Below are 24,208 nucleotides of genomic sequence, written 5' to 3'. Positions count from 1 at the left end.
GTAAGAGTGAATCTTCAGCCGCCGCTGTTCAACCGCTTGCGAGTGCCCTGGAGCGCGTTGCCCGCGGCCAGCCCGGCACCGCCGGCCACCAGAGCACCGATGACGTCGCCGGACACGCTGTTGCCCGCGGTGATCAGCAGGCCGACGAGCGCGATGATCGTCGTCACCCCGGCGAGGGTCCACCGGCTGCGCACGTACGCCGCGACGGGCGCGCCCACGGCGCGCTTGGACTTGGCTACCGAGCCGAGCATCGCGAGGTAGCCGTCGTGCGCCAGCGCGGCCAGCACGCCGAGGACCGCGATGAGGCCCGTGATGAGACCGATGACCATGACACCAGTGTGCCCACGCCCAAACCCGCTGGACCATCGGTGATCGCCCTGATATCCACCCCGGGTGGAGGTCTTCTGGCACGACGCCTGCCTGGGGCACGACACCGGCGCGGGCCTGTGGGAGCTGCCCGGCCGGTGGGACTGGCTCGACGTCGCCGAACCGCACCCGGAGAACGCCGCCCGGCTGCGCACGTTCCGGCACGCCCTGCGGCACGGCCCGGTGGCGCCGCACCTGACCTGGTCGACCGGCCGGTTCGCCACGGACGAGGAGCTGGCCCGCGTCCACACCCGCGCCTACCTGGACCGGCTGCGCGCGGCGTGCGCCCGGCCCACCAGCGTCGAGGTCAACACGGTCGTGGGCCCCGGTTCGTGGGACGCGATCCGGGCCGCCGCGGGCACCGCGCTGGCCGCGTGGGAGGCCGTCGCCGCCGGCCGCACCCGCCTGGCCTACGCCCTGGTCCGCCCGCCCGGCCACCACGCCCAGCCGGACCTGCCGGACGGGTACTGCCTGGTCAACAACGCCGCCCTGGTCGCCGAGACCGCCCGGCGCGCGGGTCGGCGGGTCGCCGTCCTGGACTGGGACGTGCACCACGGCAACGGCACCCAGGAGGTCTTCCGCGACGCCCCGGACGTGCTCACCGTCTCCGTGCACATGCGCCACGGCCCGTGGGGCGCCAACCACGCGCAGACCGGCGGGCCCGAGGAGAGCGGCCCGGCCAACGTCAACGTCGAGCTGTCCCTGGGCGCGGGCGACCTCGCCTACCGGCGGGCGTTCGAGGAGGTCGCGCTCCCGGCGCTGGCCGAGTTCGGCGCGGACTGCCTGGTGTGCGCCTCGGGCTTCGACGGCTCGGCGTTCGACCCCAACGGCAGGCACAACCTCACCGCGGCCGGCTACCGGTGGATCGGCGGCGCGGTCGCCGGGCTCGGCCTGCCGACCGTGCTCACCCAGGAGGGCGGCTACCTGCGCGGGTACGCGGCCCTGTGCCTGCACGCCCTGGTGGAGGGCCTGCTCGGCCTGGAGCTGCTGGAGGACCCGCTGGCCTACGTGCCCGACGACGCCCAACTGGTGGACGCGGACCTGGCCCGCGCCAGGTCCGCGCTCACCGGCTGGGCGTTCGCCGCTAGCGCCCCAGCGGGCCGCGGCCGAGCTTGAGCAGGATCATCGCCAGGTCCCGGCCCTCGGGGCCGAGCTCCTTGTAGCGGTTGATGACGTCGATCTCCCGGTTGTGCACGATCCGCGTGCCGCCGGCGGCCATCCGCGCCGCGCCGATGATCTTGGAGACCTCGACGCGCCGCTTGACCAGCCGCAGCAGCTCGGCGTCCAGGTGGTCGATCTCCTGGCGCAGCGCGTCGATGTCGTGGGCGGTTTCGGTGCTGTTCATCGTGACGACCTCTCGACTTGTCGAGGGAGTGCCGGCCCCGGCAGCAGCGAAGCCCCGGGTCCGAGGACTCCGGGGCTTCGTGGGTGGCCTGGCGCGCTAGCGGTCCACGGGAGCCGGAGTCCGGTTCCCGTAAAAAAAGTAGAAGTTGGCCGCGAGCACAGCCACATCATGCCACAGCCACCGGCGCGTCGGGGGTAGCGGGTAACGTGGACAGGCGATGAGCGCCTTGTTCGACTTGCCCTCAAGTCCCCCCGCCCCCCGGTCCGCGCGGCTGCTCGACGACCTGAACCCGTCCCAGCGCCGCGCGGTCGAGCACGCCGGCTCGCCGCTGCTGGTCGTGGCGGGTGCGGGGTCCGGCAAGACCCGCGTGCTCACCCGCCGCATCGCCCACCTGCTCGCCGAGCGGGGGGTGCACCCCGGCGAGGTCATGGCGATCACGTTCACCAACAAGGCCGCCGCCGAGATGAAGGAGCGCGTGGCCGACCTGGTGGGCCCGCGCGCCCGCTCGATGTGGGTGTCCACGTTCCACTCGATGTGCGTGCGGCTCATGCGCCGCGAGGCCAAGACGCTCGGCATGTCGTCGAACTTCTCGATCTACGACTCCGACGACACCCGCCGGCTCATCACCCTCGTGGCGCGCGACCTCGACCTGGACCCCAAGCGCTACCCGGCCCGCACGCTGGCCATCCACATCTCGAACCTCAAGAACGAGCTGGTGGACGCCGCGACCGCGGCGGAGCGGGCGGGCAACGACCTGGAGCGCCGCGTCGCCGAGGTCTACGCGAGCTACCAGCGCAGGCTCACCGAGTCGAACTCGCTGGACTTCGACGACCTGATCATGAGGACCGTCGAGCTGCTCCAGGACCACCCGGACGTGGCCGAGCACTACCACCGCCGGTTCCGCCACGTGCTGGTCGACGAGTACCAGGACACCAACCACGCGCAGTACACGCTGGTCCGCGAGCTGGTCGGCACCGGCGCGGACGGCGTGCCGCCCGGCGAGCTGTGCGTGGTGGGCGACGCGGACCAGTCGATCTACGCCTTCCGCGGCGCGACGATCCGCAACATCGTGGAGTTCGAGCGGGACTACCCGCAGGCCACCACGATCCTGCTGGAGCAGAACTACCGGTCCACGCAGACCATCCTCGGCGCCGCGAACGCGGTCATCTCGCGCAACTCCGGCCGGCGGGACAAGCGGCTGTGGAGCGACCTGGGCGACGGCGAGAAGATCGTCGGCTACGTCGCGGACAACGAGCACGACGAGGCGCAGTTCGTCGCCAACGAGATCGACCGGCTGGTCGACTCCGGCGAGGCGAACAACGGCGAGATCGCCGTGTTCTACCGCACCAACAACCAGTCGCGCGTGTTCGAGGAGATCTTCATCCGCCTCGGCCTGCCCTACCGGGTCGTCGGCGGCGTGCGGTTCTACGAGCGGCGCGAGGTGCGCGACGCGCTGGCGTACCTGAGGGCGCTGGCCAACCCGGACGACACGGTGTCGCTGCGGCGCATCCTGAACGTGCCCAAGCGGGGCATCGGCGACCGCGCCGAGGCGTGCGTGGCCACCTACGCCGAGCGCGAGCGGATCAACTTCGCGACGGCCCTGCGCCACGCCGTGGAGGGCCGGGTGCCGCTGCTGAACCCGCGCTCGCGCAACGCGATCGCCGGGTTCGTCGAGCTGATGGACGAGCTGGGGCAGGCGGTCGAGCGCGGCGACGACGTGGCCGACGTGCTGGAGGCGGTGCTGGAGCGGACCGCCTACCGGGCCGAGCTGGAGGCCAGCGAGGACCCGCAGGACCACACCCGGGTGGAGAACCTGAACGAGCTGGTCACGGTGGCCCGCGAGTTCACCGACCTGGGCACGGCGGTCCCGGTGCCCGACGAGGACGAGGGGCTGCCCGCGGAGGGCTCGCTGGCGGCGTTCCTGGAGCGGGTGTCGCTGGTCGCGGACGCGGACTCGGTGCCGGACGCGGAGTCCGACGGCGTGGTCACGCTGATGACCCTGCACACCGCCAAGGGCCTGGAGTACCCGGTGGTGTTCTGCACGGGCTGGGAGGACGGCGTCTTCCCGCACCTGCGGGCGCTGGGCGACCCGGCGGAGCTGGCCGAGGAGCGCCGGCTGGCCTACGTGGGCATCACCCGCGCCCAGCGGCGGCTGTACCTGTCGCGGTCGCTGGTGCGCTCGGCGTGGGGCCAGCCCGCGGCGAACCCGGCGTCGCGGTTCCTGGACGAGATCCCGGCGGACCTGGTCGAGTGGCGGCGGGTCGAGCCCCGGCGCTCGGCGCCGTCCGCGCCCACGACGTGGGGCCGCGGCTCGTCGTCCCGGCCCGCGCCGGCGAACACCCAGTGGAAGGACACGCCCGCGCTCAAGCTCGACGTGGGCGACCGGGTGAACCACGACAAGTACGGGCTCGGGCGCGTGGTGGCCGTGGACGGCTCCGGGCCCCGCGCGACCGCCACGATCGACTTCGGCGGCTCCGGGACGGTCCGGCTGATGCTCATCGGCGGGGTGCCCCTCGTGAAGCTCTGAGGGCGGCTCCAGGCCCCTTCGCGCCCCGGGTGGTGAATCCGCCCGGGGCGTTGTCGTTCTTCACTCGTTCGTGGCCATTTGGAATCGCCGTGCAACCCCGCCGGCCCCGGTGCGTCTTAAGGGGTGTCACCAGCGGGATGACCGGGGCGTTCGGGGCGAACCGGGATTCGGGGAGCCGCTGGTCGGCACGAGGGGGGTTGGGCGGGAGCCGCGTCGGGGCGGTGACCGCCGCGGGGATCACCTTCGAGGGGGGCGGTTCCGAGGGGGATGGGCCGGGTCGTTCCGACGACCCGGCCCTCTTCGCGTTCCCGGACCTGTTCTCCCAGCTCACAGGGCGTGCGGCGAAAAATTGTCGGTGCCCGGGTGTTTGATCCGCACCACCGGGGAGGACACGGGGGTGTGCGGTGTGGACGAGGTGCCGGCCCGGCTCTTGGACGAGCGCGTCACGGGCTACCTGGACGCGGTGGATCGCCTGGCCGCGCGGGAGGGCGGCCGCCAGGTGGGCGTGGAGGCCCGGCGGTTGGCCGCGGCGTGGCGGGCGCTGCTGGGCGTGCACCGGCGCACCGGCACCGGGCGCTGCCGGCGGTGCGCCGGGCGCGGGCGGGTGTGCGCGGTGTGGCGGGTGGCCTGCGCCCACTTCGTGCACCGGCTCCCGCTCGACCGCGGGCCGCCCGACCGCCTCGGGCCCGACCGGGGTGGGGTGCCACCCGACCGGGGTGGGGTGCCGTCCGGTCGGGGTGCGGTCAGACGCTGACGCCCTTGGAGTTCAGCCAGGTCAGCGGGTTGATCTTGCGGCCGTCACCGGGCTCCCACACCTCGAAGTGCAGGTGCGGCCCGGTGGAGAAGCCGCGGTTGCCCATCCGGGCGATCTGCTCGCCGGCCTTGACCCGCTGGCCCGCTTCCACCGAGTAGGTGTCCACGTGGCCGTAGACGGTGATCGTGCCGTCCGCGTGCTGGACCCTGACCCAGAGGCCAAAACCGCTTGCCGTGCCGGCCTCGATCACGACACCATCTGCGGCGGCGAGGATCGGCGTGCCGATCGGGCCCGCGATGTCGATGCCGTAGTGCATCGTGCCCCAGCGACCGCCGTAGCCGGAGCTGAACTCGCCGGCGGCGGGGCGGACGAACTTGGGGCGCGCGGCCTCGGCCTCGGCGGCCTCGCGGTCCTGGGTGATCTGCTGGCTCTTGACGATCTTCTGGGCCTCGGCGGCCGCGTCGATCGTCTTGGCGACGGGCAGGACCTGCGGCGAGGCGGGACCGGTGCCGCCGACGCCGAACGCGGCGGCGCCCTCGGCGGCGTTCGCGAGGGGGGTCACCTCGTCCGAGCTGCCCGGCGAGTCGGAGCCCAGCGCGTGCAACGTCTGCCCGGCGCCGGCGGCCGCGAAGGCGCCGACGGCGACGGCGGCGACCATGATCCGGCCGCGCAGCGCCGACGGGGGCGGCGGGAGCCGGTGGGTGGCCACGGCGCGCGTCGAGGCGCGGTCGACCGCCTCGTCGAGCGCGGTCGAGCTCGTATGGCCGCCGGGGGAGCGGTGTCGAGACAAAACCTGACCTTCCGTCTTCGGGGAGTCCGGTCGGACACCGGGCGGGGGATCCCGGTTGAGCCGGTCGGGGTACCGACTCGTTGTCCTGGTTGTGACCAGACCGTGACAACGGACCGGGGGACAGTAACGGGGCGGAGCCCTTAAGGGCAATCCCCGACGTCGATGTCGGCCGATGAGCAGTCAGGTGGACTAAAGCCCCGAAGGCCGATGACTCTGGGTCATATCAGCGCTACTAAACCCCGGACGGCCAGGCACGATGGGGTGATCCTGGATGTCGTCCGATCGAGTGATGGCGCTCACAACCGCGTGCAGAGCGCGTCCGTCAACCGATAGCGAAAGGTGACCTGAATCACGTATCCGGTACTCCTCGACGACCAGCGAGGGGTGCTCCAACCGGGCGTTGCGCTGGGGGACGACCACCTGGTCCATCTCGCTCCACACCACCGCGAAGCGGGTGCGGCAGGGGCGGGGGGACGGTTCGGCCAACTCGGACAGCAGGTCGGAACCGGGCCGGAGCTGGCGGGTCAGCGGCGTGGGGAAGAGGTAGGCGGTGAGCGTGCCGCCGTGCGGGGTGCCCAGGGTGACCAGCGTGCGCACCCGCGCGTCCCCGTGCAGGCGCTGCACGTAGTAACGGGCGATCAGCCCGCCCAGCGAGTGCCCGACCACGTGCACCCGGTCCGCGCCCGTCTGCTCGCAGACGCGCTCGACGTGCTCCCCGAGCAGCGCCGCCGACCGCCGGACGTCCCCCGTCAACGCGGTCAGCACGCTGTAGTTCACCGCGTGCACCACCCCGAAGCCGCGCCTCCGCAGCGCCCCCGACAGCACTGCGAAGGCGGACCGGTTGTCCCCGATGCCGTGCACCAGCACGATCGGGGTGCCCGCCGCCTCCATGGCCGAAACGAGCAGCCCCCGCTGCCGAGGGGGTAGACCGTCTGTTCGATAGGCCCTCAAGTGCCCCTCAGGCCGCAACCGCTCCTCGACAACCCCCCACGGGTAGAGGACGGTGTGCGCCGCCAACCAAGCGGCCTCGACCGCAACTCCCCATACCCCACCAGGCGAAACAGCAGCCCGAACAACACCCCCCGCAACCCCGAGCACTTCCCCGGCCGCTCCCCGCGCGGCCACCACCCCGTCCCCGGCCCAGCCCGCCACCGTCCCCACCAGCCGCCGAGCCAAACCACCCATACCGGTGAAGGTATGTGATACCGCGCTCAACTACCGCCCCCCGAGATCTATTCCCGCCCCGTTCCACCTGGCCCGAGGACCCGGACGCCGCCTCCCGTCCCCTCCTCCCCGCCCGCCTCCTTTGCTAGCGTCCAACCGATGATCCGAACCGCTGAAACGGTCTCCCCGGCGCCCACGAGGCTGCGGGTGGCGGTCGGCTCCGCCGCACTGGGCTCGGTGCTGACGGCGGTGGCCCCGGTGGTGGGCGTGGTCGCGAGCGCGGGCGACGGTTCCGCGCCGCCCGCACCCCCCGCCTTCACCGCCTGGCCACTGCTGGCCGCCCTGGCCCTGCTCCCCGCGGCCCTGTCCGCCCTCTTCCTCCTCCGCGGCCGGGAGTCGACCTCGGCGGCGGTCCTCATCGCCCCCGCCACCTTCGCGATCGGCCGCCTGCTCGACGACCTCCAGCTCGCGGTGGACGCCGTCGACACCTCGCGCCCGGAACTCTTCCGCCCGACCACCCTGGGCGAACTCACCCCGACCACCGGCACGTGGCTGCTCATCACCGGGCACGTCCTGCTCATCGCAGCCGGCGCCCTGGCCGTCGCCACCCTCGCCGAACCGGACGCGCGCACCGAGCGCTCCGGCTTCGTCCTCCCCGCCACGGCGGGCGCGATCGCCGCGGTGGGCCTGTTCACCGCCCCCTTCACCTCGACCGACGCCTTCATCCCGGCCCGCGGCCCGTTCGAGTCCCCACCCCTGCCCATGGTCGGCGGCCTCCTGCTCACCATCGCCGCCCCGGTCCTGGCCGTCCTCACCGCCAGCGCCACCACCCGCGAAGTCCGCCGCGGCGGCCTGCTCGGCCTGGCCACCGCCCTGCTCGCCGCGGCACTCCCACCCCTCGCCACGGCCCTGGCCGTGGACCGCGTCGGCTTCGCCGCCGGCCCGTTCCTGGTCCTGGCCGCCGCCGCGGCCCTGGCCTGGCCCCAACGCACCAGGACCACCCGGCAGACCACCGAGGACCAGCACACCCCGGAACTCCCCGGCCTCCGCCGCCTGCACGTCATCACCGGCACCCTCGGCCTGGCCACCGCCCTGGCCGCCGCGGCAGGCGCCACGACCGCCCACCTCGTCCTCCCCGAGGGCCTGCCCGCACCCACCGACTACGCCGTTCGCCTCCTGTGGCCGGCCGCCATCGTCACCGGCGCCCTGTCCCTGGCCCTGCTGGCCAAGGCCCCGGTCCGCCCCGCCTTCACCGTCGCGAGCGCCACCGTCCCCCTGGCCGCCGCCGGCGCGCTGGACGCCGTCTTCGCCGCCACCCGGGTGGACGCGGTCGAACCGGGCCCCGGCGTCTGGTTCACCGCCCTGGCCGTCCTCCTGGCCGGAGCGGCAGCCCTGGCCGCAGCCCTGGCCGGCGCCGTCGAACGCGACGAGGCGGGCACGACCACCACCGAACCCCCACTACCCCTGATGACCGTGGTGCTGATCGCCGTCCTGCTGTCCCTGGGCGCATTCGGCATGCCGGTGCTCAAGGCCCCGGACTACACCCCGGTAGGCGCCTTCAGCCTCCAAGCGGGCTCCTGGGGCCTGCTGATCGCACTCGCGGCACTCGTCACCGCCGCCGCGATCGCCCTCAGGTCCCGCGTCAACCAGGGCGCCGCCCTCCTGCTGGGCGCGGCCCTGGTGACCGCCGTCCGAGCCCTGGAGTACCCCCTGACCGCCGCCCGAGCCACCGAAGCCACCCCGGGCCCGGGTCTCTGGCTGGCCGCCACCGCAACGGCCGCCTTCCTCATCGCCGCAGCCGTCCGCACCACCCGCTGACCCGGCACCCCACCACCACCGCCTCCGGCACGCCACAGCCACAGCCCACGGCTGCCGCGCCACCGCGCACAACCCGCCCCCTCGCCCGCTTGTCCCCTCTCTTGGCGGCCTGCCCAGCGGCGAGCGCCGCCCGTGAACCACCAGCCCCCCGTGAAACAGCTCCCGGCGAAACCACGAGCGTCCCTCGCGAACCCGCCACCCCCACACCCGCCTGAATCGGTGTGGTGATCGACCTCACCACCTCTATGACGGACTTCACGGGTGTGGCGTGCGGCGAGGTCCCAGCAGGTCGATAGTGTCTTCCGCAGCCGCGTCGAGCCGGTCCCCCCACGGCTATGCCGGCGTTCCAGGTGATGCCTGGTACGTAGGTGAGCACCAGGCCCCAACCTGGAGCGCCGGACCATCGAGGACCGCACCAGCAATGACGCGGTGTCCGACACCGACGTCGCAGGAGACCCGAGTGGACCTGTACGAGTACCAGGCGAAGGACCTCTTCGCCGCCCACGACGTCCCGGTACTTCCGGGCGACGTGGCGAGCACCCCCGCCGAAGCCAAGGCCATCGCCGAGCGCTTCGGCCAGACCGTCGTGGTCAAGGCCCAGGTCAAGACGGGTGGCCGTGGCAAGGCGGGCGGCGTCAAGCTCGCCGAGACCCCGGACGAGACCGAGACCAAGGCCGACGCGATCCTCGGCCTGGACATCAAGGGCCACACCGTGCACCGCGTGCTGGTGACCCCCGCGTCCGACATCGCCGAGGAGTACTACTTCTCCTTCCTGCTCGACCGCGCGAACCGCACCTTCCTCGCGATGGCCTCCGTCGAGGGCGGCATGGACATCGAAGAGGTCGCCGCGACCAAGCCCGAGGCCCTGGCCAAGGTCCCCGTCGACGCCATCAAGGGCGTCGACCGCGCGAAGGCCGACGAGATCGTCAAGGCCGCCAACTTCCCCGCCGAGGTGGCCGACCAGGTCGCCGACGTGATCGTGAAGCTGTGGGACACCTTCGTCGGGGAGGACGCCACCCTGGTCGAGGTGAACCCGCTGGTCCGCGACCCCGAGGGCAGGATCGTCGCGCTCGACGGCAAGGTCACCCTCGACGAGAACGCCTCCTTCCGCCACCCGGCCCACGAGGCGCTGGTGGACAAGCAGGCCGAGGACCCGCTGGAGGCCAAGGCCAAGGAGAAGGGCCTCAACTACGTCAAGCTCGACGGCCAGGTCGGCATCATCGGCAACGGCGCCGGCCTCGTGATGTCCACCCTCGACGTCGTCGCCTACGCGGGTGAGAAGCACGCCAACGTCAAGCCCGCCAACTTCCTCGACATCGGTGGCGGCGCCTCCGCCGAGGTGATGGCCAACGGCCTGGACATCATCCTCAACGACCCGGACGTCAAGTCCGTGTTCGTCAACGTCTTCGGCGGCATCACCGCGTGCGACGCGGTCGCCACCGGCATCGTCAAGGCCCTGGAGATCCTGGGCGACGAGGCCGCCAAGCCGCTCGTGGTCCGCCTCGACGGCAACAACGTGGAGGAGGGTCGCCGGATCCTCGCCGAGGCCAACCACCCGCTGGTGACCGTGGTGGACACTATGGACAACGCGGCCGACAAGGCCGCCGAGCTCGCGGCTGCGGGGGTCTGACGATGGCTATCTTCATCAACAAGGACAGCAAGGTCATCGTCCAGGGCATGACCGGCGCCGAGGGCACCAAGCACACCAAGCGCATGCTGGCCTCGGGCACCAACATCGTCGGCGGCGTGAACCCGCGCAAGGCCGGCGAGAAGGTCGACTTCGACGGCAACGTGCTGCCGGTGTTCGGCACCGTGTCGGAGGCCATCGAGGCCACCGGCGCCAACGTCACCGTGATCTTCGTGCCGCCGGCGTTCGCCAAGGCCGCCGTGATCGAGGCGATCGACTCGGGCATCGAGCTGGCCGTCGTCATCACCGAGGGCATCCCGGTGCACGACACCGCCGCGTTCTGGGCGCACGCCGTCGCCACCGGCAACAAGACCCGGATCATCGGCCCGAACTGCCCGGGCCTGATCAGCCCCGGCCAGTCCAACGCGGGCATCATCCCGGCCAACATCTCCGGCCCCGGCCGGATCGGCCTGGTGTCGAAGTCCGGCACGCTGACCTACCAGATGATGTACGAGCTGCGCGACTTCGGCTTCTCCACCGCCATCGGCATCGGCGGCGACCCGATCATCGGCACCACCCACATCGACGCGCTGGCGGCCTTCGAGGCCGACCCGGAGACCGCGGCGATCGTGATGATCGGCGAGATCGGCGGCGACGCCGAGGAGCGGGCCGCGGCCTACATCAAGGAGAACGTCACCAAGCCGGTCGTCGGCTACGTGGCGGGCTTCACCGCCCCCGAGGGCAAGACCATGGGCCACGCGGGCGCGATCGTGTCCGGCTCGGCCGGCACCGCGCAGGCCAAGAAGGAGGCCCTGGAGGCCGCCGGCGTGAAGGTCGGCAAGACGCCGTCCGAGACCGCGGCCCTGATGCGGGAGATCATGCAGTCGATCGGCTGACGTGCCGTCGCGGTCGACCGGCCGACGTGCACGCATCCAGTCGATCGGCTGACATATCACCGTTAGTGGCAGACACTGGAGGCCATCCCCCACCCGGGGGGTGGCCTCCGGCGCGTTCAAGGGCGCGTCCGGGGGAACCACAGGAGTCCGGTCGTCGTCGGAGAGTGCGCATCGGCTAGCGTTCTGTCGACGACCCGGATCAGTCCAGCAGTTGGAGGAGACCGCACCATGTCCCAGCCGTACGGCGCCCCTCAGCAGCAGCCGGGACCGGCGCAGCCGGCGGTTGGCGTCAACCTGAACCTCATCCTCCCGCTGGTCGCCGCGGGCCTGGGGCTGATCGCCTACCTGCTGGCGTTCGCCGACGACGTCTCGTCGGTGCAGATCCAGTTCCTGCTGGCCGCGGCCGTCCTGGCGGGCCTGTCGGTCCTGCCCAAGGCGCCGCGGCTGCTGCCCGCCGCCGCCGTGCTCGCCGCGGTCACCACGCTGCTCCTCCTCCAGGACATCGTGAAGACCGAGGCCGACGTCGAGGGCATGCAGATCGTCCTGCTGATCGTGGCGCTGCTCCAGACCGCCGCCGTCGTGCTCGCCGTCCTGCTGGACGCGGGCGTGGTGAAGCTCCAGCCCAAGCCGGCGAACCCCTACGGCCCGCCCGGTGGCTGGAACCCGCAGTCCGGCGCGTTCCCCCAGCAGGGCCAGCACCCGCAGCAGCAGTTCGGCCCGCCGTCCGGCCAGTTCAACCAGCCGGTGCCGCCGCAGCAGCAGGGCCAGCAGCCCGGCCAGCCGCAGCCGACCTCGTACATGCCGCAGCCCGGCCAGTTCAACCAGCCGCAGCCCGGCCAGGGCACCCCGCCCGGCGGGTTCGGCGGTCCCCAGCAGCAGGGCTGACCAGCGCGGGAGGGGTGGTACCGGTGTTCCGGTGCCACCCTTTTCGCGTATCCGGCGTACCTCGCCTCCACCCAGCGAGCCCCCACGCCCCCGGCGCGTACCCGGCGTGCCTCGCCCGAACGGCCCATCGCGACTGAGACAGTGGACAGGTGCCGGTGCTGCAGACGACTTCCCACGGCGCGGTGACCGACTCCGTGCGCCCGCCCGAGTTCTCCCGCGCCGAACGGGTGCGGGTGCTCGCCACGACGGCCGCGGGTTCCGTGGTCCTCGGCTACGCCGCGGTCGCCGCGCTGCTCGCGCTGGTCTCCTCGACCGCCGCGCACGCGTCGTTCTCCACCACCGGCGTGCTCACCGCGGCCGCGCCGGGCTGGCTGGTCGCCCACCACGTGCCGCTGCGGTTCGACGCGGGCCAGCTCGGCCTGCTGCCGCTGCTGCCGACGGCGCTGGTGATGCTCCTGGTGTACCGGGCGGCGGCGGGCGCGGCCGACCGGTTGGGCCTGTTCGAGCCCCTCCAGGCGCGGTCGGTCGTGTTCGGCATCGCCGGCACGCACGCCGTGGTCGGCGGGGTGATCGCGTTCCTGATGGGCGACGAGGGGCCCGTGCGCGCCACGCCCGCGGTCGCGTTCTTCGGCTGCGCGGTGGTGTCCGGGGTGGCCGCGGTGGCGGGCGTCGCCCAGCGCTGCGGCCTGGTGGAGGTCGTGTTCGAGCGCATCGACCCGGTGGCCAGGCGGGGCCTGCGCGCCGGTGCGCTGGCGCTGTTCGCGCTGGCCGCGGCCGGTGCGCTGGTGCTGGCGCTCGGCCTGCTGCTCTCGTGGTCGACCACGGCGTCGCTGTTCGACCAGACCGGCGGCACCCTCGGCACCGGCCTGGGCATCTGGCTGCTGTGCCTGGCCTACCTGCCGAACGCGGTGATCGGCGCCCTGTCGTACGTGGTGGGCTCCGGGTTCTCGATCGGCCAGGTCGTGGTGGGCCCGCTGGAGTTCACCGGCGGCCCGGTGCCCGCCGTGCCGCTGCTGGCCGCGCTGCCCGAGCAGCACTCGGCCTACCTGCCGCTGGTGCTCGTGCTGCCCGGCGCGATCGGCGTGCTGGTCGGGGTCGTGCTGCGCGACGCGTCCGAGGCGCCCCGGTCGCGGGTGCGCGCGGTGCTGGTCGCGGCGGTCACCGCCGGGGTGGGCGCGCTGGTGCTGGCCGCGGTCGCCGGTGGGGCGCTGGGTGCCGGGGTGTTCCACCCGGTGACCATCCCGGCCGGGTTGCTGGCCGTGCTGACGGTGGGCTGGATCGCCGTGCCGGGCGGGGTCGTCGCCTGGTTCTCCGGACCGCGGCCGCCGCGCGTGGCGGCGCCCGTCCCGGAGCCGGAGCCCGTGGTCGAGGAGGAACCGGTCGAGGCCGAGGACCACTCGGACGAAGGGGGTGACTCGGACGACTCGGAGGACGACGACTACGACGACGACTACGAGGATGACTACCAGGACGACTACGACGAGCCCGAATCGGACGACGACCTGGACGACGACCTCGACCTGGACGACGACCTGGACTACGAGGACGACGACCAGGACTACGAGGACGACGAGCCCGACGACCAAGACGACGAGCCCGACCCGGAAGACCCCCAGGACGACACCCCGGACGACACCCCGGACGACGACCCCACCCCCGACCCGGACCTGGCCGACAAGCCTCGGTGAGCACCGCCTAGGCTGCTCTTGAGCTGCTGTGACAGTCCCCAGCAAGGAGAGCACGCTGAGCGCCGCGACCACACTCCGGCTTCCAGTCCCCGCCAGGGTCGTCGTCCTGGTCTCCGGTTCCGGCACCCTGTTGCAGGCGTTGCTGGACGAGGCAGCCGCCCCCGGGTACCCGGTCGAGGTGGTCGCCGTGGGCGCGGACCGCGAGAACATCGAGGGCCTGCACCGCGCCGAGCGCGCCGGCGTCCCCGTCTTCTCGGTGAAGCTGCGCGACCACCCCGACCGCGCCGCCTGGGACGCCGCGCTGGCCGAGGCGGTCGGCGCGCACGAGCCCGACCTGGTCGTCTCAGCCGGTTTCATGAAGATCCTCGGACCCGCCTTCCTGGCCCGCTTCGGCGGCCGGATGGTCAACACCCACCCCGCCCTGCTGCCCGCGTTCCCGGGCGCGCACGGCGTCCGCGACGCCCTGGACTACGGCGTGAAGGTGACCGGCGCGACCGTGCACCTGGTGGACGGCGGGGTGGACACCGGGCCGATCCTGGCCCAGGAGGCGGTGGCCGTCGCCGGTGACGACGACGTCGAGAGCCTGCACGAGCGCATCAAGGTGGTGGAGCGGCGACTGCTCGTCGACGTGGTCGCCCGACTGGCCCGCGAGGGCTGCACCGTGAACGGACGAAAGGTGAGCATCCCGTGACCACTCCTGCCGAGAGGCGACCGGTTCGTCGGGCCCTGATCGGGGTGTCCGACAAGTCGGGGCTGCTGGAACTGGCCACCGGCCTGCACGAGGCCGGGGTCGAGCTGGTCTCCACCGGCGGCACGGCGCGCGCGCTCGCCGACGCGGGCATCCCGGTGACGCCGGTGGAGAGCGTGACCGGGTTCCCCGAGGTGCTCGACGGCCGGGTCAAGACGCTGCACCCGGGCGTGCACGCGGGCCTGCTCGCCGACACCCGGCGCGAGGCGCACCTGGAAACCCTCCGTGAGCTGGGCATCGCGCCGTTCGACCTGCTCGTGGTGAACCTCTACCCGTTCGCGCAGACCGTCGCCTCCGGCGCGTCACCGGACGAGTGCGTCGAGCAGATCGACATCGGTGGGCCCGCCATGGTGCGCGCCTCGGCGAAGAACCACGCCAGCGTGGCCGTCGTGGTCGACCCGGCCCGGTACGGGTGGGTGCTGGAGGAGGTCCGGGCGGGCGGCTTCACGCTCGCCGACCGGCAGCGGCTGGCCGTGGCCGCGTTCCGGCACACCGCGTCCTACGACGTGGCCGTCGCGTCGTACCTGGGCAGCGCGGTCGCGCCCGACGACGAGGGCTCGGGCTTCCCCGGCTGGGTCGGCGCGACGTGGCAGCGCAGGCAGGTGCTGCGCTACGGCGAGAACCCGCACCAGCGCGCCGCGCTCTACACCGGCGGCGACGGGCGGGGCGGCCTGGCCACCGCCGAGCAGCTGCACGGCAAGGAGATGTCCTACAACAACTTCGTCGACGCGGACGCCGCGTGGCGGGCGGCGTGGGACCACGAACTGCCGTGCGTGGCGATCATCAAGCACGCCAACCCGTGCGGCATCGCGGTGTCCAAGGTGGACGGTGCGGGCGCGATCGCCGAGGCGCACCGCAACGCGCACGCGTGCGACCCGGTCAGCGCGTTCGGCGGCGTGATCGCGGCCAACCGCGAGGTCACCGTGGAGATGGCCGAGCAGGTCGCGGAGATCTTCACCGAGGTGATCATCGCGCCCTCCTACGCCGACGGCGCGGTGGACGTGCTGACCCGCAAGAAGAACATCCGCGTCCTGGTCGCGCCGGAGCCGGTGCGCGGCGGCGTGGAGATGCGCGCGGTGTCCGGCGGGCTGCTGCTGCAGAGCTCGGACACCATCGAGGCAGAGGGCGACGACCCGGCCAAGTGGACCCTCGCCTGCGGCACGCCGCTGGACGAGGAGGGCCTGGCCGACCTCGCGTTCGCGTGGCGGGCGTGCCGGGCGGTCAAGTCCAACGCGATCCTGCTGGCGTCCGGCGGCGCGACCGTCGGCGCGGGCATGGGCCAGGTCAACCGGGTCGACGCCGCCCGGTTGGCGGTCGCCCGGGCGGGTGACCGGGCCCGGGGTTCGGTGGCCGCGTCCGACGCGTTCTTCCCGTTCCCGGACGGCCTGGAGGTGCTGCTGGAGGCGGGCGTGCGCGCCGTCGTGCAGCCCGGCGGTTCGGTCCGCGACGCCGAGGTCATCGCGGCGGCCGAGGCGGCCGGCGCGACGGTGTACCTGACCGGCACGCGGCACTTCGCGCACTGAGCGACCCGAGGGGGTTCCCGCGCGGGAACCCCCTCGGGGCCTCAGCTCTTGGCGAGCAGTTCCTCCGCCGCCTTGCGGACCACGGCCTCGGCTTCCCCCTGCGGCATGGGCGAGTCGCTGAAGATCCCCTTGTCCCGACCGGAGTACGTGATGCTCCAGACGGTCGTGCCCTTGCGGGCGATGAGCTTCACGTCCACCGTGTCGCGGGCGGTCGGCTCGATGACGAGCAGCGCCTCGTCGCCCAGGCCCTCCGCCGGCTTGGTCGGCAGGCCGTTGGCGAACGCGCTCAGGTCGTCGTAGGAGCTCTCCGCCTGCTCGGTGTTCTGCTCGGGCTTCGCGGAGAAGTCGCTGTAGTCGTAGATGAGGAACTGCAGGTTGCGCGGGTCGCGGCCGTCCTTGCCCCTGGTCTGGCCCCACGCGCAGTTGGCGCGCCTGAGCGAGCCCTGCTCCTCGGAGGGCTTCTCCACCAGGCGGAAGCTGCTGACGTGGGCCTGCGACTTCAGGTCGGCGCTCAGGTCGCACTCGGCGATCGGCTGCTCGCCGGGGTCGCCGCCCGGTTCCTCGAAGTAGTCCAGCGCGACCACGCCCGCGACCCCGGCGAGCGCCAGCACGACGACGCCGGCGACGATGCCGACGACCAGCCCCGTCCTGCCCTTCGCGGGCGGGCGCGAACCGGGCCCCACCGGCTGCGCCGGCCCGTACCCCGGCTGCCCGGGGAACTGCCCGGGGTGTGGTTGACCGGGAGGCGCGCCGTACCCGGCCCCGGGCTGCTGCCCGTAACCGGCCGGCGGGTAGCCGGGTTGCCCGCTCAAGGGCCCGGTGGGCTGGGGCGCTTGGGGTTGGGGCGCTTGGGGTTGGGGCGCATTGGGTTGGGGCGCTTGGTTGGGGTGCGGTCGAGCGGGGTACCCGGGCGCGCCCGGTGCTCCCGTCGGCCCGGGTGTCTGCCGGGGCCCGTTGGGCCAGTCCTGCGGTGCGTTCACGGTTCCCCCCTGAACGGCGATCGGTGCGTCAAGGCAGTCTGCCGGCCACCCTTTCGTGGGCATTGACACCGGGTGCCCCCCTGGCGATATGATCACGACGTCGTTCGAACAGGTGTTCGACAGACAGGTCGCCGAACTTCCCACGGCGATCCGCGCACAGGGGTGCGCGCGGATCAGTGGGAGGAGGGGCGGGTGTCCAGGTCGGCAACGGCGACGCTGATCGCGCTCGGGGTAGGCGCGGCGAGCGAGCTGACCGCGACACCAGCCCAAGCTCTGCCGGTTCGCGGGGAACTGGCAGAGCTCCTTCCGTGGGGCGGCCTGCGGCGGGGCAGCACGGTGTCGGTGCGCGGGTCGACATCGTTGCTGCTCACGCTGGTGGCAACGGCGACGGCAGAAGGGTGCTGGGCGGCCGTTGTCGGCCTGCCGCGATGCGGGGTGCTCGCGGCGGCCGAGTTGGGGGTGGCCGTTCACCGCCTCGCTCTGGTCCCCCACCCCGGTGGGGACCGGAGCGAGGTCGAGAAGACGGTGGCCGCCCTCCTGGACGGCTTCGACCTGGTGTCGGTGGCCACCCCGGTCACCGGGGCAACGGCCCGCAAGCTCTCGGCGAGGGCCAGGCACCGCAAAGCGGTCCTGCTGCCGTTCGCCACCCCGTGGCCGGGTGCCGACGTGGAGCTCAGCGCCACCCCGGACCCGTGGACCGGCCTGGGCCGAGGCCACGGCGTGCTGACCAGCCGAACCGCGACCGTGCGCGCAACAGGCCGAGGCCCGGCAGCCCGCCCAAGACAAACCCGCCTCCTCCTCTCCGGCCCCGCGCCCAACCCCACCGCTCGGGTCGGCTCCACAGCTCCGGTCGGCTCTGCCACACCGCTCAGCCCTGCCGGACGGCCAAACTCCGCCTTACCGCTCAGCCCTCCCGCGCCGCTCAGCCCTCCCGCGCCGGTTGGTCCAGCTCCATCGCGCAGCTCCGCCCGGCCGCTCAGCCCTGCCGCGCCGGTTGGTCCAGCTCCATCGCGCAGCTCCGCCCGGCCGCTCAGCCCTGCCGCGCCGGTTGGTCCAGCTCCATCGCGCAGCTCCGCCCGGCCACTCAGCCCTGCCGCGCCGGTTGGCCCAGCCCCACCGCGCAGCTCCACCCAGCCACTCAGCCCTGCCCCCCGGCCAAAACCCGCCCCATCACCCTCCACTTCGGTCTTATGGCGCTTCCTGCCTGCCGCTGCCTCCTCGACAGCAGCCCCTTCCTTCCTCTCCCTCCCCTCCCGCCTCCCCCTCTCCTCGCCCCACTCCCCGCTGAACCGTCCCCTCCGCCTCCCTCGCAGCCGAACAACCGTCAGGGGTGAACCCGCTGTACACGCTCGCTGTCTGGTGTCCTGACTGGCCGGTGGTGGCGGCCGCGGCCGAGGCTGCTCTGCCGCCGCACGTGCCCGCCGCCGTCGTGCGGTCGGGTGAGGTCGTCGCCTGTTCCGCGGTCGCCCGGGCCGGGGGAGTGCGGCGCGGCCAGCGCAAGCGCGCGGCGCAGGGGCGGTGCCCCGAGCTGGTCGTCTTCGACCACGACGAGGCGCGCGACGCCCGCCTCTTCGAACCGGTCGCGGCGGCGGTGGAGGAGTTGGCGCCCGGCATCGAGGTGGTGCGGCCGGGGCTGGTGGTCGTCGCGGCGCGGGGACCCGCGGGGTACCACGGGTCGGCCGAGTCGGCCGCCGAGCGCATCGTCGACCACGTCGCCGTGCGCGCCGGGGTCGAGGCGCAGGTCGGAGTCGCCGACGGGCTGTTCGCGGCGACCCTCGCGGCGCACCGCGGGCTGGTCGTCCCGCCCGGTCGGAGCCGGGAGTTCCTGGCGCCGCTGGGCATCCACGAACTGGACCAGCCCGCCGAGCACCGCGAGGACCGCGCCGGGCTGGTCGACCTGCTGCGCCGGCTGGGGCTGCGCACGCTCGGTGCGTTCGCCGCCGTGCCCGAGCGGGACATCGCCACCCGCTTCGGCCGCCACGCCGTGCTGGCCCACCGGCTGGCCGCGGGACGGGTGGAGCGGCCGCCGTCGCGGCGCCGGCCACCGCCCGAGCTGTCGGTCGCCCGGGAACTCGACCCGCCCGTCGACCGGGTCGACGCGGCGGCCTTCGCGGCCAAGGGCCTGGCCGAACGCCTGCACGCCCACCTCGCCGACCGCGGCCTGGCCTGCACGCGCCTGGCCGTCCGGGCGACCACCGAGGACGGCGGGGAGCTGCGGCGGGTGTGGCGCTGCGCCGACCCGCTCACCCCGCAGGGCATCGCCGACCGGGTCCGCTGGCAGCTCGACGGCTGGCTCACCCGCAACCGCCCCGCCTCCGGCATCCGGCTGCTCCGGCTCGACCCGGAGGAGGTCGTCAACGCCTCCGCGCTGCAACCGGGCCTGTGGCCGGGCGCGGGACGGGACCAGGGCGAGGCGGCCGAACGCGCGGCCCGCGCGATGGTGCACGTCCAGGGCCTGCTCGGACCGGACGCCGTGCTGACGCCGGTGCTCGGCGGTGGGCGCGGCCCGGCCGAACGGGTGCGGCTGGTGCCGTGGGGCGACGAACGCGTCCCCGCCGCCGACCCGGACCAGCCGTGGCCGGGGCGGTTGCCCGCGCCGTCGCCGGCGACGGTGTTCACCGAACCCGAACCCGTCGCGCTGCTGGACTCCTCGGGCGCGGACGTGGTGGTCACCGGCTACGCCGAGCTGGTCGCGCAGCCGCACCGGATCGTGCACGCGGGCCGGGCGCGGCAGGTCGTGGCGTGGTCGGGGCCGTGGCCGGTGGACGAGCGCTGGTGGGACGAGGCGACCGCGCTGCGCGCCGCGCGGCTCCAGGTCCTCGGCACCGCGCCGGACGGCGGGGAACTGGCGTTCCTGCTGATCCGCACGGGTGGGAAGTGGGCGGTGGAAGGGGTGTACGACTGATGGGCGCTGACTTCGCCGATTGTGCCGACTTCGCCGGGTCGGGCGGCCGGGAACCGGTGGACGGGCGGGAGGAGGCGGACCCGGGTGCCGCCTGCCGGCCGGTCCGGAGCAGGGCGGATCGGCGCATCGCCGATTCGCATGCAGGCGGCGCGGCTGGCTCGGGGCCTGGCGACCCGGCGGCAGGCAGCGCGGCGGATCGCGGTCTCGGCGACCGGCCGGCCCGCTCCGGGACGGATCAGTCTGGGCCGGATTGGGCTGGGCCGGATTGGGCTGGGCCGGATTGGGCTGGGCCGGATTGGGCTGGGCCGGATTGGGCTGGGCCGGATTGGGCTGGGCCGGATTGGGCTGGGCCGGATTGGGCTGGGCCGGATTGGGCTGGGCCGGATTGGGCTGGGCCGGATTGGGCTGGGCCGGATTGGGCTGGGCCGGATCGGTCTGGGTCGGATCGGTCTGGGTCGGATTGGGCCGGGCCGGATCGGGGTGGGCCGGATCGGGCCGGGTCGGATCGGGCCGGGTCGGATCGGGCCGGGTCGGATCGGGATCCGGCTGATTCGCGAGCCCGGGGGACGGCTGATGGGGGTTTCGCCGACTGGCTGGCGGGGTTCGACCTGCCCGAGCAGCGCGGTGGCGGGTCGGCCTACTCGACGAACTTCGGCTGGACGCCGCCGCGCGTCCCGCCGCGCCTGGTGCCGCCCTTGCCGGTGCGGCAGCCGGGAGAAGCGTGGCGCCCACCGATCCCCCTGCCCCGGTGGGCGCCCGACGACCTGCGCTGATGGGGTGGCACAACCCGCCGGTGCGGTGGTCGGGGTTGGAGCGCGCCTTGGCGGGGGAGGCGCAGCCGCCCGACGGTGGTGACGGCCCCGCGTGGACGCGTCGGCGCGAGCGTTACGAGGCACCGCCCGACCTGGCGGTCAAGGTGGACGAGCTGGGGGCGACCCGGGCCCGCGTGCCGTACGTCGAGCTGCACTGCCACTCCAACTTCAGCTTCCTCGACGGCGCCGGCCACCCGGAGGAGCTGGTGGAGACGGCGCACCAGCTCGGCCTCGACGGCCTGGCGCTGACCGACCACGACGGCATGTACGGCGTGGTGAGGTTCGCCGAGGCGGCCGGGGAACTCGGTGTGCGCACGGTGTTCGGGACCGAGCTGGGCCTCGGGGCGGCCACGCCGCGGAACGGGCGGCCCGACCCGGAGGGCGAGCACCTGCTCCTGCTGGCCGCCAACCGCGACGGTTACCACGCGTTGTGTCGCACGGTCACCACCGGTCAGCTCGCGGACGGCGGTGAGAAGGGGCGGCCGGTCTACGAGCTGGAGCAGGTCGTCGCCGACACCCGGGACGACTGCGTCGTGCTCACCGGGTGCCGCAAGGGGGCGGTGCGCCGGGCGTTGGCGCGGGAGGGCGCGGATGCGGCGTTCGCGCGGTTGCGGGAGCTGGTCGACCTCTACGGGGCGGACCGGGTGTTCGTCGAGCTGACCGACCACGGCTACCCCGAGGACGGGCCGCGCAACGACCTGCTGTCGGCGATGGCGCACGACCTGGGCCTGCCGACCGTGGCGACGAACGCCGTGCACTACTCCGTGCCCGCGCGCGGTCGGCTGGCCGCGACGGTCGCGGCGGTGCGGGCGCGGCGGAGCCTGGACGAGATGACCGGCCTGCTGCCGCCCGGCCGCACCGCGTGCCTGCGCTCGGGGGAGGAGATGGCACGCCGGTTCGCCCGGTTCCCCGGCGCGGTGCACCGCGCGGCCGTGCTCGGCATGCGGTGCCAGTTCGACCTGCGGCTCGTCGCGCCGCGGTTGCCGCCGTTCGACGTGCCCGCCGGTCACGACGAGAACAGCTACCTGCGCGAGCTGACCTACGCGGGCGCCGCCCGCCGCTACCGGTCGATCGGCGAGAACCCCAGGGCGTACCAGCAGGTCGAGCACGAGCTGAGGACCATCGGGGAGCTGGGCTTCCCCGGCTACTTCCTCGTCGTGCACGACATCGTCGACTTCTGCCGCCGCAACGGCATCCTGTGCCAGGGACGGGGTTCGGCCGCGAACTCCGCGGTCTGCTACGCGCTGGGCATCACCAACGTCGACGCCGTCCGCTTCGACCTCCTCTTCGAGCGCTTCCTGGCCCCCGCGCGCGACGGACCGCCCGACATCGACCTCGACATCGAGTCCGGCCGCCGCGAGGAGGTCATCCAGTACGTCTACCGCAAGTACGGACGCCGGCACGCCGCGCAGGTCGCGAACGTCATCACCTACCGCGGCCGGTCGGCGATCCGCGACGTGGCACGGGCCCTGGGCCACTCCGCCGGGCAGCAGGACGCGTGGAGCAAGCAGGTCGACCGCCGGGGACCGCTGCGGTCGACGGTGGAGGAGGGCGGCATCCCGCGCCCCGTGCTGGAGCTCGCCGCGCAGCTGGAGGGCTTCCCCCGCCACCTGGGCATCCACTCCGGCGGCATGGTCATCTGCGACCGGCCGGTCAGCGAGGTGTGCCCGGTCGAGCGGGGGCGCATGGCCGACCGCACGGTGTTGCAGTGGGACAAGGACGATTGCGCCTCCATCGGGTTGGTGAAGTTCGACCTGCTCGGCCTCGGCATGCTCTCGGCCCTCCACCACGCCATCGACCTGGTGCGCGAGCACGAGGGCGTGGAGGTGGACATCGGCAACCTCGACCTGCGGGACGAGGCGGTGTACGCGATGCTGCGGCGCGCCGACTCGGTCGGCGTGTTCCAGGTGGAGAGCCGCGCCCAGATGGCCACCCTGCCCCGGCTCAAGCCGAGGGAGTTCTACGACCTGGTGGTCGAGGTGGCCCTGATCCGCCCCGGGCCGATCCAGGGCGGGTCGGTGCACCCCTACATCCGCCGCCGCAACGGCCAGGAGCAGTGGGACCACGACCACCCGCTGCTGGCCGGCGCGCTCGGGAAGACCCTCGGCGTGCCGCTGTTCCAGGAACAGCTGATGCAGATCGCCGTCGACGTGGCCGACTTCAGCCCCGCCGAGGCCGACGAACTGCGGCGCGCCATGGGCGCCAAGCGCTCCACGTACCGCATGGAACGCCTCCGCGAGCGCTTCCACCGCGGCGCCAGGGCCAACGGCGTCGACGGGGAGCTGGCCGAGCGGATCTACGCGAAGCTGTTGGCGTTCGCCAACTTCGGCTTCCCGGAGAGCCACGCGCTCAGCTTCGCGCACCTCGTGTTCGTCAGCTCCTGGTTCAAGCTCTACCACCCGGCCGCCTTCTGCGCGGCCCTGCTCCGTGCTCAGCCCATGGGCTTCTACTCCCCTCAGTCACTGGTGGCCGACGCCCGCCGCCACGGCGTGCGGGTGCTCGGCCCCGACGTCAACGCGAGCCTCCCGCACGCCACCCTGGAACCGCTGGACGGCGCGCAGGCGGTGCGCCTCGGCCTCGCCGGCGTCCGGACCATCGGCCGGAAGGTCGCCGAAGCCGTTGTCGCGCAACGGGACGCGGGCCCGTTCCGGGACATGGCCGACTTCGGCGCCCGGGTCCACCTGACCACCGCGCAGGTCGAGGCCCTGGCCACCGCAGGCGCCTTCGGCTGCTTCGGCCTCGACCGGCGGGCGGCCCTGTGGGCGGCGGGGGCCGTGGCGAAGATCCGCCCCGACCGGCTGCCCGGCACCGCCGTCGGCACCGAGGCCCCGCCGCTGCCCGGCATGGACGAGGTGGAACTGGCCGTCGCCGACGTCTGGGCGATGGGCCTGTCCCCGGACAGCTTCCCGACCGAGTTCGTGCGCGACCGGTTGACCGGCCTGGGCGCCCTGACGACCGCCGCCCTGGCCGAGGTGCCGAACGGCACCAGGGTGCTGGTCGGCGGCGCCGTGACGCACCGGCAGCGCCCGGGCACCGCCGGCGGGGTCACGTTCCTCAACATCGAGGACGAGACCGGCATGGTCAACGTGGTGTGCACGCCGGGCCTGTGGGCCCGCTACCGCCGCGTCGCCCGGACGAGCCCCGCGTTGCTGGTCCGGGGTGTGGTGGAGTCGGCGGAAGGTGTGGTGAGCATCCGCGCCGAGCGCTTGCAGCGATTGGATTTGCGCATTCCCTCCCGCTCTCGCGATTTCCGCTGATCGGCTTTGGTGATCCCGGTGGTTGGTCGTGGTCGGCTGTCTAGAGGCGGCTGTGCGGACGGCGAGTGCCGGGGCGGGTGCCGGGGGTCGCCTGGATTCGCCGTGAGACCTGCACGGGCAGGG

Annotated in this window: 17 protein-coding genes; 12 read left to right on the top strand and 5 right to left on the bottom strand. The window is 73.6% G+C overall.

What is annotated here, in order from left to right:
• Positions 1-14 precede the first annotated feature (14 nt).
• Positions 15-329 (bottom strand): hypothetical protein, encoded by a 315-nt coding sequence (locus EKG83_RS43570; RefSeq protein ID WP_033428645.1) that lies wholly within the window; start codon positions 327-329, stop codon positions 15-17.
• A gap of 64 nt (positions 330-393) precedes the next feature.
• Between EKG83_RS43570 and EKG83_RS43565 the strand changes: the two genes are divergently transcribed.
• Positions 394-1,482 carry an arginase family protein gene (locus EKG83_RS43565; protein ID WP_033428646.1) on the top strand — a complete coding sequence of 363 codons (1,089 nt, stop codon included), beginning with the start codon at positions 394-396 and terminating at the stop codon, positions 1,480-1,482.
• On the opposite strand, the gene EKG83_RS43560 is transcribed toward EKG83_RS43565, so the two are convergent.
• Positions 1,451-1,711 (bottom strand): chorismate mutase, encoded by a 261-nt coding sequence (locus EKG83_RS43560; protein ID WP_033428647.1) that lies wholly within the window; start codon positions 1,709-1,711, stop codon positions 1,451-1,453. The two genes, EKG83_RS43565 and EKG83_RS43560, sit on opposite strands and share 32 nt — an antisense overlap.
• Positions 1,712-1,928: 217 nt before the next feature.
• Between EKG83_RS43560 and pcrA the strand changes: the two genes are divergently transcribed.
• Both pcrA and EKG83_RS43550 read left to right on the top strand, forming a co-directional pair.
• The gene (pcrA, locus tag EKG83_RS43555; protein ID WP_033428648.1) at positions 1,929-4,238 is read left to right on the top strand and encodes a DNA helicase PcrA; all 2,310 of its coding nucleotides are present in this window, start codon (positions 1,929-1,931) and stop codon (positions 4,236-4,238) included.
• A 406-nt stretch (positions 4,239-4,644) separates the two neighbouring features.
• Positions 4,645-4,992, top strand: coding sequence for a hypothetical protein (locus tag EKG83_RS43550; protein WP_033428649.1), 348 nt, complete (start codon positions 4,645-4,647; stop codon positions 4,990-4,992).
• Here EKG83_RS43550 and EKG83_RS43545 read toward each other — a convergent pair.
• Both EKG83_RS43545 and EKG83_RS43540 read right to left on the bottom strand, forming a co-directional pair.
• Positions 4,982-5,782, bottom strand: a complete 801-nt coding sequence (locus EKG83_RS43545) for a M23 family metallopeptidase (RefSeq protein ID WP_228122425.1) — start codon at positions 5,780-5,782, stop codon at positions 4,982-4,984. The genes EKG83_RS43550 and EKG83_RS43545 overlap by 11 nt on opposite strands.
• A 189-nt stretch (positions 5,783-5,971) precedes the next feature.
• Positions 5,972-6,673, bottom strand: a complete 702-nt coding sequence (locus EKG83_RS43540) for an esterase/lipase family protein (protein ID WP_228122424.1) — start codon at positions 6,671-6,673, stop codon at positions 5,972-5,974.
• Between the two features lie 432 nt (positions 6,674-7,105).
• Here EKG83_RS43540 and EKG83_RS43535 point away from each other — a divergent pair, with 432 nt between their 5' ends.
• The 7 genes from EKG83_RS43535 to purH all read left to right on the top strand — a co-directional run bounded on the left by EKG83_RS43535 (position 7,106) and on the right by purH (position 16,131).
• Positions 7,106-8,764, top strand: a complete 1,659-nt coding sequence (locus EKG83_RS43535) for a hypothetical protein (RefSeq protein WP_153278798.1) — start codon at positions 7,106-7,108, stop codon at positions 8,762-8,764.
• 460 nt (positions 8,765-9,224) lie between these two features.
• The gene (gene sucC / locus EKG83_RS43530) at positions 9,225-10,394 is read left to right on the top strand and encodes an ADP-forming succinate--CoA ligase subunit beta (protein WP_033428651.1); all 1,170 of its coding nucleotides are present in this window, start codon (positions 9,225-9,227) and stop codon (positions 10,392-10,394) included.
• A 2-nt stretch (positions 10,395-10,396) separates the two neighbouring features.
• Complete coding sequence (gene sucD / locus EKG83_RS43525; protein ID WP_033428652.1) at positions 10,397-11,287, top strand: succinate--CoA ligase subunit alpha; 891 nt, start codon at positions 10,397-10,399, stop codon at positions 11,285-11,287.
• Positions 11,288-11,515: 228 nt separating this feature from the next.
• A complete protein-coding gene (locus EKG83_RS43520) occupies positions 11,516-12,172 on the top strand; it encodes a DUF5336 domain-containing protein (RefSeq protein ID WP_033428653.1) in 657 nt (218 codons plus the stop codon).
• A 149-nt stretch (positions 12,173-12,321) separates the two neighbouring features.
• Positions 12,322-13,860 carry a cell division protein PerM gene (locus tag EKG83_RS43515; protein ID WP_033428654.1) on the top strand — a complete coding sequence of 513 codons (1,539 nt, stop codon included), beginning with the start codon at positions 12,322-12,324 and terminating at the stop codon, positions 13,858-13,860.
• 28 nt (positions 13,861-13,888) lie between these two features.
• On the top strand, positions 13,889-14,551 hold the full coding sequence (purN, locus tag EKG83_RS43510) for a phosphoribosylglycinamide formyltransferase (RefSeq protein WP_228122423.1): 663 nt from the start codon (positions 13,889-13,891) through the stop codon (positions 14,549-14,551).
• The gene (gene purH, locus EKG83_RS43505) at positions 14,548-16,131 is read left to right on the top strand and encodes a bifunctional phosphoribosylaminoimidazolecarboxamide formyltransferase/IMP cyclohydrolase (RefSeq protein WP_033428655.1); all 1,584 of its coding nucleotides are present in this window, start codon (positions 14,548-14,550) and stop codon (positions 16,129-16,131) included. Before purN ends, purH begins: the two co-directional genes overlap by 4 nt.
• 41 nt (positions 16,132-16,172) lie before the next feature.
• Here the strand turns inward: purH and EKG83_RS43500 are convergent, their stop codons facing one another.
• The gene (locus EKG83_RS43500; RefSeq protein WP_153278797.1) at positions 16,173-16,943 is read right to left on the bottom strand and encodes a hypothetical protein; all 771 of its coding nucleotides are present in this window, start codon (positions 16,941-16,943) and stop codon (positions 16,173-16,175) included.
• Positions 16,944-18,441: 1,498 nt separating this feature from the next.
• Here EKG83_RS43500 and EKG83_RS43495 point away from each other — a divergent pair.
• Entirely contained in the window at positions 18,442-20,016 is a 1,575-nt protein-coding gene (locus EKG83_RS43495) for a DNA polymerase Y family protein (RefSeq protein WP_153278796.1), read from the top strand.
• Between the two features lie 772 nt (positions 20,017-20,788).
• Positions 20,789-24,085 carry an error-prone DNA polymerase gene (locus EKG83_RS43490; RefSeq protein WP_033428657.1) on the top strand — a complete coding sequence of 1,099 codons (3,297 nt, stop codon included), beginning with the start codon at positions 20,789-20,791 and terminating at the stop codon, positions 24,083-24,085.
• Positions 24,086-24,208 lie beyond the last annotated feature (123 nt).

Origin of the sequence: Saccharothrix syringae (assembly GCF_009498035.1) — a bacterium.
Lineage (GTDB): Bacteria > Actinomycetota > Actinomycetes > Mycobacteriales > Pseudonocardiaceae > Actinosynnema > Actinosynnema syringae.
This window is presented reverse-complemented; position numbering and strand designations above follow the sequence as displayed.